At 75.0% G+C, this 15,744-nt stretch carries 14 protein-coding genes; 6 read left to right on the top strand and 8 right to left on the bottom strand.

Translation table 11 applies throughout. The annotated features are described in order from the left end of the window. Positions 1–423 precede the first annotated feature (423 nt). Positions 424–1,557 carry an NUDIX domain-containing protein gene (locus tag ACGF0D_RS12935; RefSeq protein WP_392915457.1) on the top strand — a complete coding sequence of 378 codons (1,134 nt, stop codon included), beginning with the start codon at positions 424–426 and terminating at the stop codon, positions 1,555–1,557. Positions 1,558–1,645: 88 nt separating this feature from the next. On the opposite strand, the gene ACGF0D_RS12930 is transcribed toward ACGF0D_RS12935, so the two are convergent. From ACGF0D_RS12930 to ACGF0D_RS12910, 5 genes are all read right to left on the bottom strand, one after another. Next, a complete protein-coding gene (locus tag ACGF0D_RS12930; RefSeq protein WP_392876270.1) occupies positions 1,646–2,020 on the bottom strand; it encodes a hypothetical protein in 375 nt (124 codons plus the stop codon). Positions 2,021–2,083: 63 nt separating this feature from the next. Next, complete coding sequence (locus ACGF0D_RS12925; RefSeq protein ID WP_392876273.1) at positions 2,084–2,479, bottom strand: roadblock/LC7 domain-containing protein; 396 nt, start codon at positions 2,477–2,479, stop codon at positions 2,084–2,086. A gap of 82 nt (positions 2,480–2,561) precedes the next feature. After that, a complete protein-coding gene (locus ACGF0D_RS12920) occupies positions 2,562–3,707 on the bottom strand; it encodes a hypothetical protein (RefSeq protein WP_392915454.1) in 1,146 nt (381 codons plus the stop codon). Between the two features lie 7 nt (positions 3,708–3,714). Then, a complete protein-coding gene (locus tag ACGF0D_RS12915; RefSeq protein WP_392915451.1) occupies positions 3,715–4,098 on the bottom strand; it encodes a hypothetical protein in 384 nt (127 codons plus the stop codon). Between the two features lie 501 nt (positions 4,099–4,599). Next, the gene (locus ACGF0D_RS12910; protein ID WP_392876282.1) at positions 4,600–5,259 is read right to left on the bottom strand and encodes a TetR/AcrR family transcriptional regulator; all 660 of its coding nucleotides are present in this window, start codon (positions 5,257–5,259) and stop codon (positions 4,600–4,602) included. Positions 5,260–5,464: 205 nt separating this feature from the next. On the opposite strand from ACGF0D_RS12910, the gene ACGF0D_RS12905 reads away from it, so the two are divergent. Both ACGF0D_RS12905 and ACGF0D_RS12900 read left to right on the top strand, forming a co-directional pair. Next, a complete protein-coding gene (locus ACGF0D_RS12905) occupies positions 5,465–7,150 on the top strand; it encodes an amidohydrolase (RefSeq protein WP_392915449.1) in 1,686 nt (561 codons plus the stop codon). Between the two features lie 178 nt (positions 7,151–7,328). After that, positions 7,329–8,867 carry an APC family permease gene (locus tag ACGF0D_RS12900; RefSeq protein ID WP_392915446.1) on the top strand — a complete coding sequence of 513 codons (1,539 nt, stop codon included), beginning with the start codon at positions 7,329–7,331 and terminating at the stop codon, positions 8,865–8,867. Positions 8,868–9,030: 163 nt separating this feature from the next. On the opposite strand, the gene ACGF0D_RS12895 is transcribed toward ACGF0D_RS12900, so the two are convergent. From ACGF0D_RS12895 to ACGF0D_RS12885, 3 genes are all read right to left on the bottom strand, one after another. After that, on the bottom strand, positions 9,031–10,038 hold the full coding sequence (locus tag ACGF0D_RS12895; RefSeq protein ID WP_392915443.1) for an LLM class flavin-dependent oxidoreductase: 1,008 nt from the start codon (positions 10,036–10,038) through the stop codon (positions 9,031–9,033). A 100-nt stretch (positions 10,039–10,138) separates the two neighbouring features. After that, positions 10,139–10,798, bottom strand: coding sequence for a DUF2269 domain-containing protein (locus ACGF0D_RS12890; protein ID WP_392915440.1), 660 nt, complete (start codon positions 10,796–10,798; stop codon positions 10,139–10,141). Positions 10,799–10,980: 182 nt separating this feature from the next. Continuing rightward, positions 10,981–12,174, bottom strand: coding sequence for a peptidoglycan-binding protein (locus ACGF0D_RS12885; RefSeq protein WP_392915437.1), 1,194 nt, complete (start codon positions 12,172–12,174; stop codon positions 10,981–10,983). A 358-nt stretch (positions 12,175–12,532) separates the two neighbouring features. Here ACGF0D_RS12885 and ACGF0D_RS12880 point away from each other — a divergent pair, with 358 nt between their 5' ends. The 3 genes from ACGF0D_RS12880 to ACGF0D_RS12870 all read left to right on the top strand — a co-directional run bounded on the left by ACGF0D_RS12880 (position 12,533) and on the right by ACGF0D_RS12870 (position 15,638). Beyond that, positions 12,533–13,858: a DUF6271 family protein gene (locus ACGF0D_RS12880; protein WP_392915434.1), complete on the top strand. Its 1,326-nt coding sequence runs from the start codon at positions 12,533–12,535 to the stop codon at positions 13,856–13,858. After that, positions 13,855–14,352 carry a GNAT family N-acetyltransferase gene (locus ACGF0D_RS12875; protein ID WP_392915431.1) on the top strand — a complete coding sequence of 166 codons (498 nt, stop codon included), beginning with the start codon at positions 13,855–13,857 and terminating at the stop codon, positions 14,350–14,352. Before ACGF0D_RS12880 ends, ACGF0D_RS12875 begins: the two co-directional genes overlap by 4 nt. A gap of 233 nt (positions 14,353–14,585) precedes the next feature. Then, the gene (locus ACGF0D_RS12870) at positions 14,586–15,638 is read left to right on the top strand and encodes a hypothetical protein (RefSeq protein ID WP_392915428.1); all 1,053 of its coding nucleotides are present in this window, start codon (positions 14,586–14,588) and stop codon (positions 15,636–15,638) included. The last annotated feature ends 106 nt before the right edge of the window (positions 15,639–15,744 follow it).

The raw sequence follows: 15,744 nt of genomic DNA, 5'->3' as shown, positions 1-15,744 counted from the left end.
ATTCGCGCCGCCGGGGCCCTCACGGCCGATGCGGGTGGCCGGCCCGCCGGGGCGGCGCAGGGGCGGACCGGCAAGTCGGCCGGAGCTGCCGGGCGTTGAGCCGACGATTCCGCCGGGACAGCGTGAGTCGCGAAGGCGACAGGCCACCAGGGCCCCCAGGGCCGCCGGGGCGGCGCAGGGGCGGTCACGCCGGGGCTCCGGCGCGGGGCGCTCACCCCGGGGAGGCCGGCGACTGCGCTGCTGCCCGGGCCATCTGCTCGTCGAGGGGCCCGCTTCCGCCGAGGCGCCGGGCGTGTCTCGGCTGTGAACCCCGGGTCGCCCGATCGTGGTGGTCGGGGGTGCCGTCGGATGGGAACCATCGGGGTGGCCCGGGTTGTCTTGTCCGGGGAGGGTGCGGCGGAGGGTGCGGCGGAGGGAGTCAGGGTGGAGAGCGCGGGTGCGGGCGGCCGGGAGGTCATGGCGGCGGCGGGGGTGCTGTTCCCGGACGGGGCGGGGCGGGTACTGGTGGTGCGGCTGCCGTACGACCGGAAGCATCCGGTGGCGATCCCGGGCGGCGGCTGGGAGCCGGCCGACCGGTCGCCCCGGGAGACCGCGCTGCGGGAGATCCGCGAGGAGTTGGGCTTCACGCCCCGGCTGGGGCCGCTGGCCGGCGTGGACTGGGCGCTGCTGCGGGACGGCGACCGACCGATCGTGGTGTACCTGTACTGGGCCGAGCCGCTGACGTCCGAACAGGTCGCGGCGTTCCGGCCGGACGCGGCGGAGGTCGGAGGCTGGACCTGGCTGACGACGGAGCAGGCCGGGCACGCGCTGCCGCCGCGGCTGTCGCGCCGGATGACGGCCTGTCTGCGGGCGCCGCGCGAGGCCGGGCCGTTGGAGCTGGAGGACAGCCGGCCGGTCGGGCACACGCTCGGCTGGCTGCCCGCCGACGGGCCGGTGCCCGCGTACGCCGGGCTGGCCGCCGCACCCGGGCTGACGCCGTCGACCGAGGAGCGGCCGGAGCCGCCGATGGACCGGGACACCTACTACGCCACCCGGCCGCGCATCCGGGCGAAGGCGCGGGCGCTGTTCACCGACGACGCCGGCCGGGTGCTGCTGGTGCGGCTGCGGCCGTGGGACGGGCCGCGCGGGCGGGTCCCGTACTGGACGCTGCCGGGCGGTGGGGTCGAGGCGGACCGGGAGATGCCCAGGGCGGCGGCCCGGCGGGAGATCCGCGAGGAGCTCGGCTGGGAGGCCGAGCCGGGGCCGCTGCTGGCACTGGACTGGCAGCCGGGTGCGGCGGCCGACCCGGAGGCGGACCCGGCGGCCGGCCGGGACACCGCCGTCCTGGTGTACGTGTTCGACGGGGGCACGGTGACGGAGCGGATGCTCGGTTCGATCGTGCTGCCGGAGGCCGAGCTGGTGGAGTGGCGGCTCTGCGATCCGGCCGAGGCGCGGGCCCTGCTGACCGGCCCCTCCTGGGACCGTACGGCCGCCGCGCTGGCCGCCCGGGAGCGGCCGGGCGGGCCGGTGGAGCTGGTGCGCGGACGGGCCGTGGAGCCGGACTCGCCCCGGGAGTGAGGACTGGCGGAAGGGACCCCGGCGGCGGGCCTGAGCCGCCGCCGGGGCCTCGTCCGGCCTGGCGGTCCGTCCCGCCGGGAGCGGTGCGTCAGACCTCCAGGTCGGTCTCGATCCGGCTCAGCTGGTGGCGGGCCATCGCGAGGTTGGCGCGCGCCTTGTCCAGGGCGAGGTAGAGGAACAGGCCCTTGCCGGTGCGGCCGGCGAGCGGGCGGATCAGGTGGTACTGGCTGGTGAGGGTGATCAGGATGTCCTCGATCCCGTCCTGGAGGCCGAGCATGTCCATGGTGCGCATCTTGGCGCGGACCACGTCGGTGTTCCCGGCGGCGGCGACGTTGAGGTCCAGGCCGCCGGGGCCGTCGAGGGTGGCCAGCGCCATGCCGCTGTTGTAGTCCACCAGGGCTGCGCCGATGGCGCCCTCGATGCTGGTCATGGCCTGCTTGAGTGCGCCGGCTGCGTCGGTCATCTGGGTAACTCCCGTTCGGTGGTGGGTGGTTCGGGTGGGTGATGGCGCGGTGGTCGGCCCCGGTCAGCCCGCTTCGCGCGGGTCCTTGGGCACGAGGGCGTCGTTGAGCAGCCCCGCGATGCGCTGCGCGCTGCGGCGGGCCTCCAGGTGCAGCCGGCCGACGTTGACGTCGGGGTGCGCCAGCAGGGTCAGCACGCAGCTGCCGCCGGCCGCGTAGGTGGCGACGTAGCCGTTCTCACCGCGCACCAGCGACTCGCGGAACTCGCCCTGGCCGGTGGTGTCGGCGAGCCGCTGGGCCAGCGAGAGCGAGGCCGCCGTCATCGCGGCCAGTCCGGAGGGTTCGGCGCCGTGGGTGTCGTGCGCGATCAACAGGCCGTCCACGCTGGCGACCAGCCCGCCCGCGAGGTGCGGGACGCGGTGTTTGACGGCGCGCAGTTCGGCGAGCAACTCGGTCTCCAAGGCGATCAGTTGTCTCCTTCCGACACGCTGTTTGAGCGCCCGCCTCATGGCCGGGACGACGGGGTCGCGGGCGGGGAGTGGGTCAAAGTCGGGCCTCCAGAAGGTTTCGGACCCGGGTCAGCAGCGCGATGTCCGGGTCGGAGACGGCCAGCGGGTGGGCCGCTGCCGCGGTGGGCGGGTGTTCGGAGCGTGTGGGGGCGTCGGGGGCGGCGTGGCTCCCGGCGTCGGGCCCGGCCGGGCTCCCGGGGTGGGTCCCGGTGTGGGGTGCGGCGGGTGCGGGCGCGAACACGGGTGCGGCCGTGACCGGGGCGCCGGGGAGTCCGGCACCCCGCAGGCTGGCGCCGGGGACCCTTCGGTGCAGCCCTCCGGCCGGTCTGCTCGCGACCGGCGGTCCGACTTCGGCCGCAGGTACGGCTGTTGACGGATCGTCGGGCACCGGGGCCGCCTTCGGCGCGTCGGCCTGGCGTGCGGCGCCCGCTGGGCACGAGGCGCCCGGCGGACGCTGGACGTCGGGCTGCCGGGGCGCGTCCAGCAGTCCGGCGGCGGCCAGTCGGCGGACGTCGGCCGTCACGCCGAAGCCGGAGCGGCCGAGCAGCCGGGCCAGGTCCGCCGGGGTCCTGCGACCGTCGGCGTGGTCCAGCAGTTCGCGGCGCCGGCGGCCGGAGGGGCGGTGGGACGGCCGACGGCCGTGCCCGGCCGGCCGGACGGGCGCGGTGTCGAGCTGCCCCCCGGGCCAGATCCCGTCGAGGAGCCGGCGTCGGCGCTCGACCTCGCGGCGGATCCGGCCCGGGGCGACCTGGGCGACCGGTCCGAGCCAGTGCCTGACGTCGGCCTCGAACCGCCAGACGCCGCCGCCCGGGTCGGCGAGGACGAAGAAGGCGGCGTCGAACAGCGTTCCCAGGTGGCCGAGTTCGAGCTCTCCCCGGGTGAGCAGCCGCCGTTCGACGAGCGCGTCGCCGACCGTGGCGCGCGGGCCGTGGACCCGGAGCAGCTCCGCCCAGTCCTCGGGCGTGATCCGGCCGCAGCCGGTGAGCAGGTCGGCCAGGCCGGGCGCCCGGGAGGATTCGGCGGCGGTCACCTGGCCGTCGACCAGGTGGAGGCTGCCGAGCGGCCCGTGGAGGGCACCGGTGGCGCGGCGGTCGGCGAGCAGGGTGAGTGCCTCGCCCGGGGTCCTCGGGGTGGCGGCTTCCAGCGGGGGCGGCGGCACGGTGCCGGTTGCGGCGGTCACGCGGCGCTCACCCCAGCACCAGTTCCTCGGTGAGTGCCTGGAGGCGGAAGCGGGCGACGGCGAGGTTGCCCTCCGCCCGGTCCAGCCAGAGGTGCAGGACGAGCCTGCTGTCGAAGACGGTGTCGATGAAGCGGATCAGGTGGTAACTGCGGCCGGCGGTGACGATGATGTCCTCCAGCGGGGCCCGACGGTCCTCCGTGGCGGTGAAGGTCTGACTCTCAACGGCCGCCCGTACCAGGTCGGTTGCCTCGGCGGCGGAGGTCTCGTGCTCTCCGGTCGGGCTGTCGCCGAGGCTGCCGAGGGCGAGCCCGCTGCTCCAGTCGACCAGGCTCGCGGCGCGGGCCCCGGGGATCGCCATCGCTCCGGAGAGGCATTCGTCGATACCGGGCACACCGGCTCCTTCGCGGGGTCTGGGCGGCCGGGCGCGGCGCCGACCGATTCACCACCAGCAGTGGCTAGTTCGACACGGAAGGCTACTGCCGGATTCCATACGACGAACATTCCAATGGCATATTCACATCAGTAGAGACCAGTTCCAGCCAAGAACTGACGTGACATCAGAGCGGGCCGGATGGCCGCACCACTGGTGGACCGGGACAGTTGGGGCACCGTTCATCGGCCACCTGGTACGGCACCTTGGCCGACATCGAGCCCCGAGGGAGGGTTTCGAGGCCGAAAGTGCGATAAGAGGACATGGCCCTGGAGCGCGAACACGACGAAGGGGCCCGTTCCGCTGGACGGAACGAGCCCCTTCGATGGGAGCGCCAGGCCCGGGTCGCACGGACTCTCCCTACTGAAAGTAGGGTGTGCTCTGGTAGCACCACTGACGCCTGTTCGAGATTCGTTTCCCTGGAGGTCACTTCCTCTCGACGGGAAGAACACTAGCAGGTCATCACGCCTGGTCAGAAATCCCGGCCGGGGCGCCCGGACCGACCGGAAGCGGTCGGCCCAGCAGCGCCCGGTAGCCCCCGACCAGCGCGGTGAGTCCGAGCTCGAAGGCCCGGTCGGCGCGCTCGCGCCCGGCGGGGACGGCGTCCAGGGCCCCGGCCAGCCGCGGGGTGGCGACGCGGTCGACGGCGTCGACCATGACGTCCGGGGCGACGAGGTCCAGCGCCGAGCCCAGGACGAAGCTCTCCAGGGCGGTGATCAGGCCCATCACGTCCTGGGCGGCGAAGCCCGCGTCCTCCAGGGTGGCGACGGCCCGCTCGTACAGCTCGTGCATGAACGGTTCGGCAAGTGGCGCGGTGGCCAGCAGCCGGACGATTCCGGGATGCTCGGCGAAGGCGTCCCGGTAGGCGTGCGCCCAGGTGCGCAGCGCGGCGTCCCAGGGCTGGTCCCACATCGACTGCTCGCCGATCGTGCGCACCAGCTCGGCGCGCATCAGGGCGACGATCTCGGCCCGACCGGCCACGTGGTGGTAGAGCGCGGACGGGCTTACCTTGAGCGCACCGGCCAGCGCGGGGATGGTGAGGTCCCCCGCCTCGTCGACCAGCCGGAGCGCGGTGTCCACGATGCGCTGCCGGTCCAGCAGGGGTGTGCGCGGCCTGGGCATGCCCGGTTCCTCACCTTCGGGGCCGCCGAGCCGCCCGTCGGCCCCGGCAGGCCAAGATCGTCGTTATCCAAGCGTTACTGAACGGCTTTCAGTAAAACCCTTCCGCACCCGCCGGTGCCGCGCCTACGGTAACCGAACCCCATTCGGTTAGGCAGGCCGCGCACCCGTCGGCCCGCCCTGCCCCGGAGAGGACGCACACCCCCGTATGCGTGCCGAAACGATCTTCACCGGCGGCCGGATCCACACCGGAGACCCCGCCCTCCCCCGCACCCACGCCCTCGCCGTCAGCGCGGGGCGGATCGCCGCCCTCGGCGACGCCGCCCTCGCCCTGCGCGACGAAGGCACCGAGACCGTCGACCTCGGCGGCGGCGCCCTGCTGCCCTCCTTCGGCGACGGCCACGTCCACCCGCTGCTCGGCGGCATCGGCCTGCGCGGCGTGCCGGTCCGCGGCTGCACCAGCCTGGAGCAGGTCGTGGCGGCCGTCCGCGACTGGGCGCAGCACCATCCCGAGGCCGAGTGGATCACCGGCGACGCCGTGGACCCGTGGCTGGCCGAGGGCGGACTGTTCGACGCCCGGCTGCTCGACGCCGCCGTCCCGGACCGGCCGGTGCTGCTGCGCACCATGGACCACCACACCGGCTGGGCCAACAGCGAGGCGCTGCGCCGGGCCGGATACGGGCCGGACACGCCAGAGCCGGTGGGCGGCGAGATCGTCCGCCGGCCGGACGGCAGCCCGCTCGGCACCCTGCGCGAGTTCGGCGCGCTCAACCCCGTCCTCGCGCTCGTCCCGCCACCGCCGTTGGCCGAACAGGTCACCGCGCTGCGGGAGACCACCGCCGCGCTCGCCGCCGCCGGACTCACCTGGCTCCAGGACGCCTGGGTCGAGCCCGCGCAGGTGGACACCTGGCTGGCGGCCGTCGCCGGGGAGGACCTGCCGGTCCGGGCCGGGCTCGCCCTGCTGCTCGAACCGGACGGCTGGCGCGAGCGGCTCCCCCGCCTGGCCGCCGACCGCGACCGGGTCGAGGCCGCCGGACGCGGGCAACTCACCGCGCGGGCGGTCAAGTTCTTCGCCGACGGCGTCATCGAGTCCGGGACGGCCGCGCTGCTGGAGCCGTACAGCGACTGCCCGCACTCCCACGGCGTCGCCAACTGGACCGGCGCCGAGCTGGCGGACGCCGTCACCGCCGTGGACGCGCTGGGCTTCCAGCCGCACATCCACGCGATCGGCGACCGCGGTGTGCGGATCGCACTGGACGCCGTCGAGGCCGCCGTCCGGCGCAACGGAACGCGCGCCCGCCGGCCGGTGATCGCCCACGTCCAGCTGGTCCACCCGGACGACCTGCCGCGCTTCGCCGAACTCGGCGTGATCGCCAACTTCGAGCCGCTGTGGGCACAGACCGACCCGCTGATGACCGAGCTGACCCTGCCCCGGATCGGCCAGGAGCGCGGCTCCCGGCAGTACCGGATCGCCGCCCTGCTGCGCGACGGCGCCCGGGTCTCCTTCGGCAGCGACTGGCCGGTCACCCGCTACGAACCACTGGCCGGGCTGGCCACCGCCGTCACCCGGCAGACCCCGGACGGCCTGCCCGACGGCGGCTGGCTGCCCGAGGAGCGGATCGGGCTCCCCGAGGCGCTGGCGGCGTACTCGGTGGGCGTGGCGCACCAGGCCTTCGAGGAGACCGAGTGGGGTGTGCTGCGGCCGGGCATGCGGGCCGACCTGGTACACCTGGCCACCGACCCGTACGCGGTGCCGGCCGGCGAGCTGGCCTCGATCGAGGTGGCCGGCACCTGGCTCAGCGGGCGGCGCACCCACGGTGGGCCGCCCGGTGGCGACCGCGACCGCTCGGCGGGCTCGGCGGGCTCCACACGCTCCACGCACAAGAGCCGCTGAGGCGTCCCGTTCGCCCGGCCGTCCGGCCGCGTGCCCGCTCCGACGGGCTCGCGACCGGTTCCGGCTGGTTCCGGCCGTCCCCCACGGTGGCCGTGACTCGTTCCCCGGTCCGCGGCCGACGCCCCGTCCGCCGCCGACCGCCCCACCCCCGTCCGTACGACCCCAGGAGAGCTCCCCCATGACCCCGCCCTCCGACGCGGCCTCCTCCTCCGCACTCCGTCCGCCCGGCTCCGCTGCTCCCAACGCCTCATCCCCCGCCGCTCCGGACCCGGCCGGTTCGGCCGGCTCGCCCGGCGGGCTGGGGCGCGGGGTGCTCGGCACCGGCGACATCGTCTTCTTCGTCGTGGCCGCCGCCGCGCCGCTGACCGTGATGGCCGGCGTGGCGCCGTTCGCGATCTCCTTCGGCGGCATCGGCGCGCCGGTCGCCTACCTGGCCACCGGGGTGGTGCTGGCGCTCTTCGCGGTCGGGTTCACCGCCATGACCGCGCACATCCGCAACGCGGGCGCCTTCTACGCCTACGTCACCCGCGGCCTCGGCCGGGCGGCCGGGCTGGGCGCGGCACTGCTCGCGGTGCTCTCGTACAACGCGATCCAGATCGGCATGTTCGGCGCCTTCGGGTTCTTCGCCCACACCACGGCCGCCGACCTGCTCGGGCTGGACCTGCCCTGGCCGGTCTGGGCGCTGCTCGGGGTCGCGGTGGTCTGGTTCCTCGGCTTCCGCTCGATAGACCTCGGGGCCAAGGTGCTCGGGGCGCTGCTGATCGCCGAGACCGGCATCCTGCTGGTGCTCGCGGTGGCGGTGCTGGTCAAGGGCGGGGCGCACGGGCTGAGCCTGTCCTCGTTCGCCCCGGAGCACGTGTTCTCCGGCGGGATGGGCGGGGTGCTCGGGCTCTCCTTCGCCGCCTTCATCGGCTTCGAGGCCACCGCGATCTACCGCGAGGAGGCCCGGCAGCCGCACCGGACCGTGCCGCGCGCGACCTACGCCGCGATCGCCTTCCTCGGCCTCTTCTACACCTTCGTCACCTGGATGATCGTGCAGGCCTTCGGCGACGCCGAGGCCGTCACGACCGCCACCGCCGACCCGGCCGGGATGTTCTTCACCGCGATGACCGACTACGTCGGCGGTTGGGCGACGGACGTGCAGCGGGTGCTGATCGTCACCAGCCTGCTCGCGGCGCTGCTCGCCTTCCACAACACCATCACCCGGTACGGCTACGCGCTGGCCGCCGAGGGGGCCGCCCCGGCCGCGCTCGGCCGGATCCACCCGCGCCACGGTTCGCCGTGGATCGGCGGCATCGCGCAGTCGGTGCTGGCGGCGGTGGCCGTCGGGGTGGCGGCGCTGGTCGGCGCGGACCCGTACAACCAGTTCTTCCTCTGGGTGAACTCCCCCGGGGTGGTCGGCATCCTGGTGCTCCAGGCGCTGGCCGGCCTCGCGGTGTTCGCCTTCTTCCGCCGCGAGCGGGCGGCCGCCGCGAGCACCGGGGCGTTCCGTACCGTCGTGGCGCCGCTGGCCGCCACGGTACTGCTGTGCGGGGCCACGGGGCTGGTGGTGTGGCGGCTCGACCTGTTCACCGGCGCCGGACCGGAGGTCAACTGGCCGCTGGTCGCGATCGTGCCGGTGGTGTTCCTGACCGGCGTCGGAATCGCGTTGCGGCTGCGGGCCCGCCGGCCTGAGGTGTACGCGCGGCTCGGCACGAGCGAGGTCGACGCGGACTGAGCGGCGGGCGGGTGGCGGGTGAGCGGGGGCCGGGAGTCCGGGAGTCCGGGAGTCCGGGAGTCCGGGAGTCCGGGAGTCCGGGGGTCCGGGGGTCCGGGGGTCCGGGGGTCCGGGGGTCCGGGGCCCGGTGAGGCCCCGGTTCGCCCCGGGCCCCGGGCCCCGCTCAGGCCTGGCCGACGGCTTCGGCGAGGAGCCGGTAGGAGTCGAGCAGCGCGGTGCGGTCGTAGGTGCTGGTGGTGACCAGGAACTCGTCCGCCCCGCTGCGTTCGACCAGCGCCGCCAGCTCGGCGGCGGCCTGCTCCGGGGTGCCCGCGATGTGGCCCTTGGACGACTGCTCGAACGCGGCCCGTTCCCGGGCGGTCATCTCCCGGGCCAGGATCTCGGCGGCGGGGGCCAGTGGCGGGAACTCCCCGTGGGTGCGGGAGTACGCCCCGGACCAGGCCTCCGGGACGAGCAGCTCACGCGCCCGCTCGGCCGTCTCGGCGACGGCCACCGTGCCCGAGACCACCACGTACGGCTCGGCGGCCTGCGCGGAGGGGCGGAACCGGCTGCGGTAGCGGTCGATCGCCGCGAGCATCCGCTCCTTCCCGCGCGGGGCGGCGACCACCAGTGGCAGCCCGGCCTCGGCGGCCAGGTCGGCGCCCTCGCCGGTGGCCAGGACGAAGGCCGGGACGTGCAGGCCCTCGGCGGGCCGGGCGTGGACTCCGCGGTGTGCCTGCTGCGAGCCGTCGAAGTAGCCGAGCAGCTCGGCCAGCTGGGCACCGAAGCCGTCCGCGGCGTCCTTCTCCCGCCCCAGCGCCCGCCGGACACCGTCGGTGAAGCCCACCGAGCGCCCGAGCCCCATGTCGATCCGCCCCGGGAACAGCGCGGCCAGCACCCCGAACTGCTCGGCCACCACCAGCGGCTGATGGTTGGGCAGCATCACCCCGCCGGTGCCGACCCTGATCCGTGTGGTGGCCGCCGCCACCGCCGCGGCGAGCACGGTGGGCGCCGATCCGGCCGCCCCCGGCACGCCGTGGTGCTCGGACACCCAGAACCGGTGGTAGCCGAGCTGCTCCGCCTCCCGGGCGAAGGCCACCGTGTCCCGCAGTGCCTGGGCCGGCTCCTGGCCCTGTCTGGTCCGGGAGCGGTCGAGCACGGAGAGCCTGATCGTGGGCGCGGCACTGGTCACTCGACGGACAACGCCCGCCCGCCGCAAGGGCATTCCCGAACAGCCGAGCCGGGGCCGAGACCGACGGCCGGAGCCGGGGCGAAGAACGAAGGCCGGCCGGTCAGGCGCCCGCCCCGGGTATTCGGCCCGGGCGGGGGTGCGCGGGCTCGGCCCCGGTACCGGCCCCGGCTCCGCCCCTGGCCGTGACCTTGCGGCGGCCCCAGGGCTTGTACACCGAGAGGACCACGTTGACCAGGTAGAGCGTCAGCGCCACCGCCGGAACGATCACCGTGTTGTAGCGGACGAAGCCGAGGTCCGCCACCGTGATCGGGCCGGTCGGATGCGCGTCCGCCACCCGCACCGCGTCGTGCAGCCGGTCGGGGAGGGCGAGGACGGAGGCCGTCATCGCCCCGAGCGTCAGCCAGAACTTGGCGCTCACCCAGTGGTACCGGAACAGCCCCCAAGGCGTGCCGAGCCCGAGCACCACCCCGCTCAGGAAGGTGAGCAGGCTCAGCGGCAGGATCAGCGCGTCGCCGAGCAGGCCCATCGCCCGGTAGGCGGTGCGCAGCCGCTCGGCGTCCCCGGCCGTCAGCGCCGTCACCGCCAGGGTGAGCAGGCAGAGCATCAGCGCCAGCCAGCTCACCGAGGCGACGACGTGCAGAACGACCAGTGGTTTGCGCACCGCCGGCGGCAGGCGGCGGCCCGCGGACGCGGGCACGGATGCCGCCCCGGCCTGTGGCATCGGCTCGGACGCCGGGACGGCGCCGGTGGGCGAGCGCACGGGTACCTCCTTCGAGTCGGGGTCACGAGGACGGCCCCAGGCTCTCCCGTCCGCGCCTCATCCGGCATCTGACGGTGGAAGTAACCTCGCCTACTCCCTGGCGAGTACGCGCCCCCGACGACAGCAGCGCCGCGCCTCCCCCGGGAGCAGCACCGCACCTCCCCCGGGGAGCAGCACCGCTCTCAGTCGACCACCGCGAACCCCTGTGCCGCGCCGAGCCGGTTCAGCGAAGCCTGCCCGGGAATCCCGTCCGCCGCGCCCGCCTCGTACCCGCACCGCCGCTGCCAGGCCGCGTACGCGGAGACCGTCCGGCTGCCGAAAGAGCCGTCCACCCACCGCTGGTCGAGCAGCCCCTCGTCGACGAGCGCCTGCTCCACTATCGCCGCCTCGGACCCGTACGTCAGGTGCCCCTGCTCGGCTCCCGGGTCGGTGCGGGCGGCCGCGATCACGTGGGACACCGAGACCGTCCGCGGGCCGGGCAGGTAGCCGAGCAGCCGGCGCAGCGAGCCCTCGCCCGGGACGCCGTCCGCCGCCTGCCCGGAGTAGCCCAGACTCCCCTGGTAGTCCGCGTAGTTGTCGGTGTCCGCGTCCGTCCAGTCCGGGCCGGGGCCGGAGCGGTAGTGGTCGCCGAAGCCGTGCGAGACCAGCGCCCGCCCGACCGCCGTCACCTGGTAGCCCCGGGCGCCGTAGCCGTACGGCAGGCCGTTGATGCTGACCTGGTAGCGGGCGGGCGTGGCCGGGGGCACCGGGTGCTGCTGCGAGGGCGGGTCGTCCGGGAAGCCGGGCCCGGCGGTGAAGTCGGGCCAGGAGCCGGGGTCGGTGTGGTCGTTGTAGGGCACGTGGGCGTGTGCGTACCAGCCGCCGAAGGCCTCCCAGGCCCGCTCGTCGCGGTGGCCGGAGAAGTCGGTCGGCCGGCCCATCGGCCAGATGTCGGGCACGCCCCAGGAGGAGATCCAGGCGTGGATCCGGTTCCAGCCCGCGCAGGGGGTGTCGACCAGCCGCGGGTAGACGCGGCCCTGGTAGCGGCAGTAGGGGAAGAACACCGCCTCGATCTGGATCACCACCCGCCCGGCCCGGTTGGTGCGGGTGGGGCTCTGGGCGGGGCTGAGCAGGCTCTTCGAGCGGGAGTCGGCCGGGAACAGCTGCGCCGTGCGGCCGCTGAACGGGTCCCAGACCAGGTGCGGCGCGTCACCGGCGCCGCTGCCGGTGAAGTAGCCGACCAGGTCCTCGTAGGAGCACCAGTCCTGCGGCGCCGCGGCGGTCGCGTTGCGGTCCCAGGTGATGTGGGCGATGGCCTTCGGCGGGTACTGCTGATCGGTCGGCGCGTGGTCGCCGAGGTCGTGGATCTCGGCTCCGGGCAGCCACAGGTCGGGCATGACGGGCTCCTCCGAACGGCGTAAGGGCATCACCTCGGGTATCGGCAGGTGGGGCTCGCGGATTGACCCCGACGGCGTGATGCCCGGCGGTGAACCACCCGCGCCCGTGCGGCCGTTCGACTCGACAGGGGGCATTCGCCCCCGCGTGCGATTCGAGCGCCCGTGCGGGGGCACCCGATCGCCCGGAAGGGGGCGCATTCCACCCCCGGCGGGGCCTCGCTGTCAATCGTTGACATCAAAAGTGGTCTAGTCCACGGTTGTCCGGCGGACCGGCCCGAGCTTGCGCACGGGGCCCTCGTGTACGCCCAACCGGCCTTTGCCGCAAGGAATCTGACGAACCGACGGAGATGCCCGCACCATGCAGAGAATCTGCCTCGCCCTGCCCACCATGCGCCCCTGCCCCGAGACCATCACGGACCTCGCCGAGGAGGCGGCCTACGCCGTCGCGACCTTCGGGGTCGAGGTGCACCTCCTCGTCCTCGACACCACCGACGCCGCCGACTTCGCGCGGAACGCGGGCGCCGTGGCCGCGCTGGCCCCCACCCCCGGCGTGGTCGTCCACCACCTGGGCGAGGCGCGGCAGCGGGAGTTCCTGCGCCGGGTGGCCGAGCGCTCCGGCGCCGCCGACCCCGAGCTGCTGCTCGACCTGATGCTCCCGCGGGCCGTCGCGTACGGCTCCTGCGTCAACCGGCTCTTCCTGGGCGCGGCCGCCCTGGGCTGCACCTCGGCGCACCTGCGCAACGACGACTTCGACTACCAGGTCGTCGACGGTCGGAAGATGTTCCCGATCCACCACGAGCTGCTCTCGATCGGCCGGCCGGCCGGCGAGGCGGTGGCCGGCGTGAGCCGCTCCGAGCTGGACCCGGCCGACGCGGACAAGCCGGTGATGCTGGTCAGCGGCTCCTTCATCGGCGAACTCAACGTGGACATCGGCGAGATCCTGGAGCTGGACCCGGCCGTCTACCGCGAGGTGGTACGCCTGTGGACCCCGCCGGTGTGGTCGCAGGAGGAGCGGGACGCGATGGTGGACGTCTCCTTCAAGGGCGCCGGCTCCGAACCGTTCGGCACCGACGAGTCCGTCCTCGGCGTGCCCGACATCTGGGACGTCTACATGTGCAACATCGCCCTGGACCACCGGGCCTACGAGGTGCTGCCGCTGCTGCCCTCGATCGAGACCATCGGCAGCGACTACGCCCTCCTGCACGCCATGGTCCACTCCGGGATGCCCGGCGTCGTCCACAACCGCCACATCGTCAACTACTACACGCCCGAGCGCCGCACCGGCGCCGGCTTCGTCTCCTACCAGCTGCGGTTCGTCAAGTTCCTGCTCTCGATGCTGTACCTGTACCCGGTCTACGGCGGGATGATCGACCTCGGCCGCGGGCTGCTGGACGAGCGGCACGGGCTGAGGGTCGAACCGGTCCTCGACCTGGTGCGGGGCAGCGTCGACTGGGACCGGGCCGGGAACGAGCACTGCCTGGACGTCCTGGACCGCTCCTACCGCAAGCTGGGCGGCAAGTACGCCGAGCTCGCGGACGTGGTGGCCGGGCGGCGCCGGCAGCTCCTGGACGAGGCGCGGGCGGACGCCGAGCGCTGGGCGGTGCTGGTGGAGGCCTGGGCGGCGCTGGTGGCCGCCTCCCGCGCGGAGGGGCTCGGCGCCGCCTCGGAGGGTCCGGCCCGGTGAGCGAGGACCTCCGGATCCGCCTCCTGGCCGACGGCGACTGGGACGCCGTGGTCGCGCTGGAGCACGACGCCTACGCGGCCGACGGCCTGTCGGAGGGCCGGGAGGCGCTGCAGTCCCGCGCCCGCAGCTCGCCCGGCACCTGCTTCGTGCTGGAGCGGCGGGGCGCGGTGTGCGGCTACCTGCTGAGCCTGCCGTACCCGCCGCTGCGCTGCCCGGACCTCGACCGGCCGGAGGCGGCGGCGTACGAGTCGCGCAACCTGCACGTGCACGACCTGGTGATCGCCGAGGAGCTGCGCGGCCGGGAGGTCGCGCTGGGGTTCATCCGGCACTTCCGGTCGCACGCGCAGGAGCTGGGCTTCGAGCGGATCTCGATGGTCGCGGTGCGCGGCGCCGACATCCTGCTGCGGCTGCTCGGCTACCGGGCGCACCGGGAGGTGGCGGTCCCGGCGTCCTACGGGCGGCGCGCGGTGTACATGTCGATGCCGGTGCGCTGACCGATCCCACCCGGCCGGGCCGCACCGCGAAAACCGCTGGCGGGCCCGGCCTGACGGGAGGCAGCGCCCCCACCGGGAGGGCCGCCGACGCAACGGGGGACCGCGGGACGCGCCTGTACCGGTGGCGTCCGGGTGGCGTTGCGGTTGCGTCTCCGTTCCGTTCGGCGTGGGTACGAACCGGGCCGCGGTCCGGAATGGTGAGGGCAACCACTCGTGCGGCAAGGGGAGTTGCCATGGGGGACGGCCTGGGTCCGGCATCGGACGCGGTGGCGGCGCTGCTCGGGGACGGGCCGCATCAGGCGGTCGCGGACGTCCTGCGGGCGCGGTTGCGGATGGTGCCGGAGGGGGCCCGGGCGCTCGCGGCGGCGGAGGCGAGCCCGGGGGACGCGCAGGCGCGGGCGCTGCTGACCGCCGCCGTCGCGCACCTGCTGGCCTCGGACCCGGCGTTCGCGCACTACCTGGCCACGACGGGGCTCGGGAAGCCCGGCGATCCGCCGACCGTCCAGCTGCGCGGCGAGCCCGGCACCGTGCAGCTGCGGCTCGGCCCGCCGTCCGCGCCGCCCCCGAAGGGCCCGACCACCGTCCACCTGCGGACCGGCCCCGCGGACGCCCGCGCCCGGGCGTTCGCCGCCCGCAGGAGCGGCACCGGGATCGTGGTGGCGCTCGCCCTGGTGCTGGTCGCCGCGCTGGCCGCGCTCGGCGTCCACCTCGCCTCGCGCCCGCTGCTGAAGCCGGGCGGGCCCGATCTGGCGCACGCCGCACGGCCGCTGGACGATCCGAGGCTGGTGGCGAGGGTGCTGCCCGACGAGGGGACGATGACGGGCGGCTGGCGGCTGCGGCTGGGGCCGACGGCGGGGATCGGCAGCGGCAGCGAGCTGCCGTGCCTGCTGCCGGACTCCTGCGACCGGCAACTCGCCTACGGCGTCGTGACGTACGGTACGGATGCGGCGCAGACCGCGGAGTTCGACGTGGTCACCTTCGCCTCCCCCGAGGCCGCCACCCGCGCCTTCCGCAACGCGCTCGACCGGGCCGGTGACCCGAAACCGTCGACGGCCGTCCCCCTGATCGGCGACCAGGGCGCCGTCCGCGTCCAGGACGGCCGGTCGGCGGTGGCCGTGATCCGGGTGGGCAGCGTGCTGCTGCTCGTACGCGTCGAGGCTCCGGGCGCCGACCTCGACACGTCCGGGTTCCTCGGACTCGCCCGGCTGGCCGCCGAGCGCGCCCGGCAGGTGCAGGAGGGGCAGCTGCCCGATTCCTCCTGGCCGACGGCGACCCGACGGGACTGACCGTAGCCGCGGCCGGCCCGGGCCCGCCAACCCGCCGGGGCGGCGGGCCGTCGCCCGAATGCATGTATCGGTCTCTTGACTGGCGTCACCGACGCGCGATACTGGG

The organism is Kitasatospora sp. NPDC048298, from assembly GCF_043201465.1.
Lineage (GTDB): Bacteria > Actinomycetota > Actinomycetes > Streptomycetales > Streptomycetaceae > Kitasatospora.
Note: the sequence above shows the minus strand (reverse complement) of the source record. Positions and strands in the feature narration are given on the sequence as shown.

What these genes read in the sequence shown, in the direction of transcription:
- ACGF0D_RS12930 (WP_392876270.1), bottom strand. Translation starts at nt 2,020, where the DNA reads ATGACCGACGCAGCCGGCGCACTCAAGCAGGCCATGACCAGCATCGAG.
- ACGF0D_RS12910 (WP_392876282.1), bottom strand. Translation starts at nt 5,259, where the DNA reads ATGCCCAGGCCGCGCACACCCCTGCTGGACCGGCAGCGCATCGTGGAC.
- ACGF0D_RS12905 (WP_392915449.1), top strand. Translation starts at nt 5,465, where the DNA reads ATGCGTGCCGAAACGATCTTCACCGGCGGCCGGATCCACACCGGAGAC.
- ACGF0D_RS12900 (WP_392915446.1), top strand. Translation starts at nt 7,329, where the DNA reads ATGACCCCGCCCTCCGACGCGGCCTCCTCCTCCGCACTCCGTCCGCCC.
- ACGF0D_RS12885 (WP_392915437.1), bottom strand. Translation starts at nt 12,174, where the DNA reads ATGCCCGACCTGTGGCTGCCCGGAGCCGAGATCCACGACCTCGGCGAC.
- ACGF0D_RS12880 (WP_392915434.1), top strand. Translation starts at nt 12,533, where the DNA reads ATGCAGAGAATCTGCCTCGCCCTGCCCACCATGCGCCCCTGCCCCGAG.
- ACGF0D_RS12870 (WP_392915428.1), top strand. Translation starts at nt 14,586, where the DNA reads ATGGGGGACGGCCTGGGTCCGGCATCGGACGCGGTGGCGGCGCTGCTC.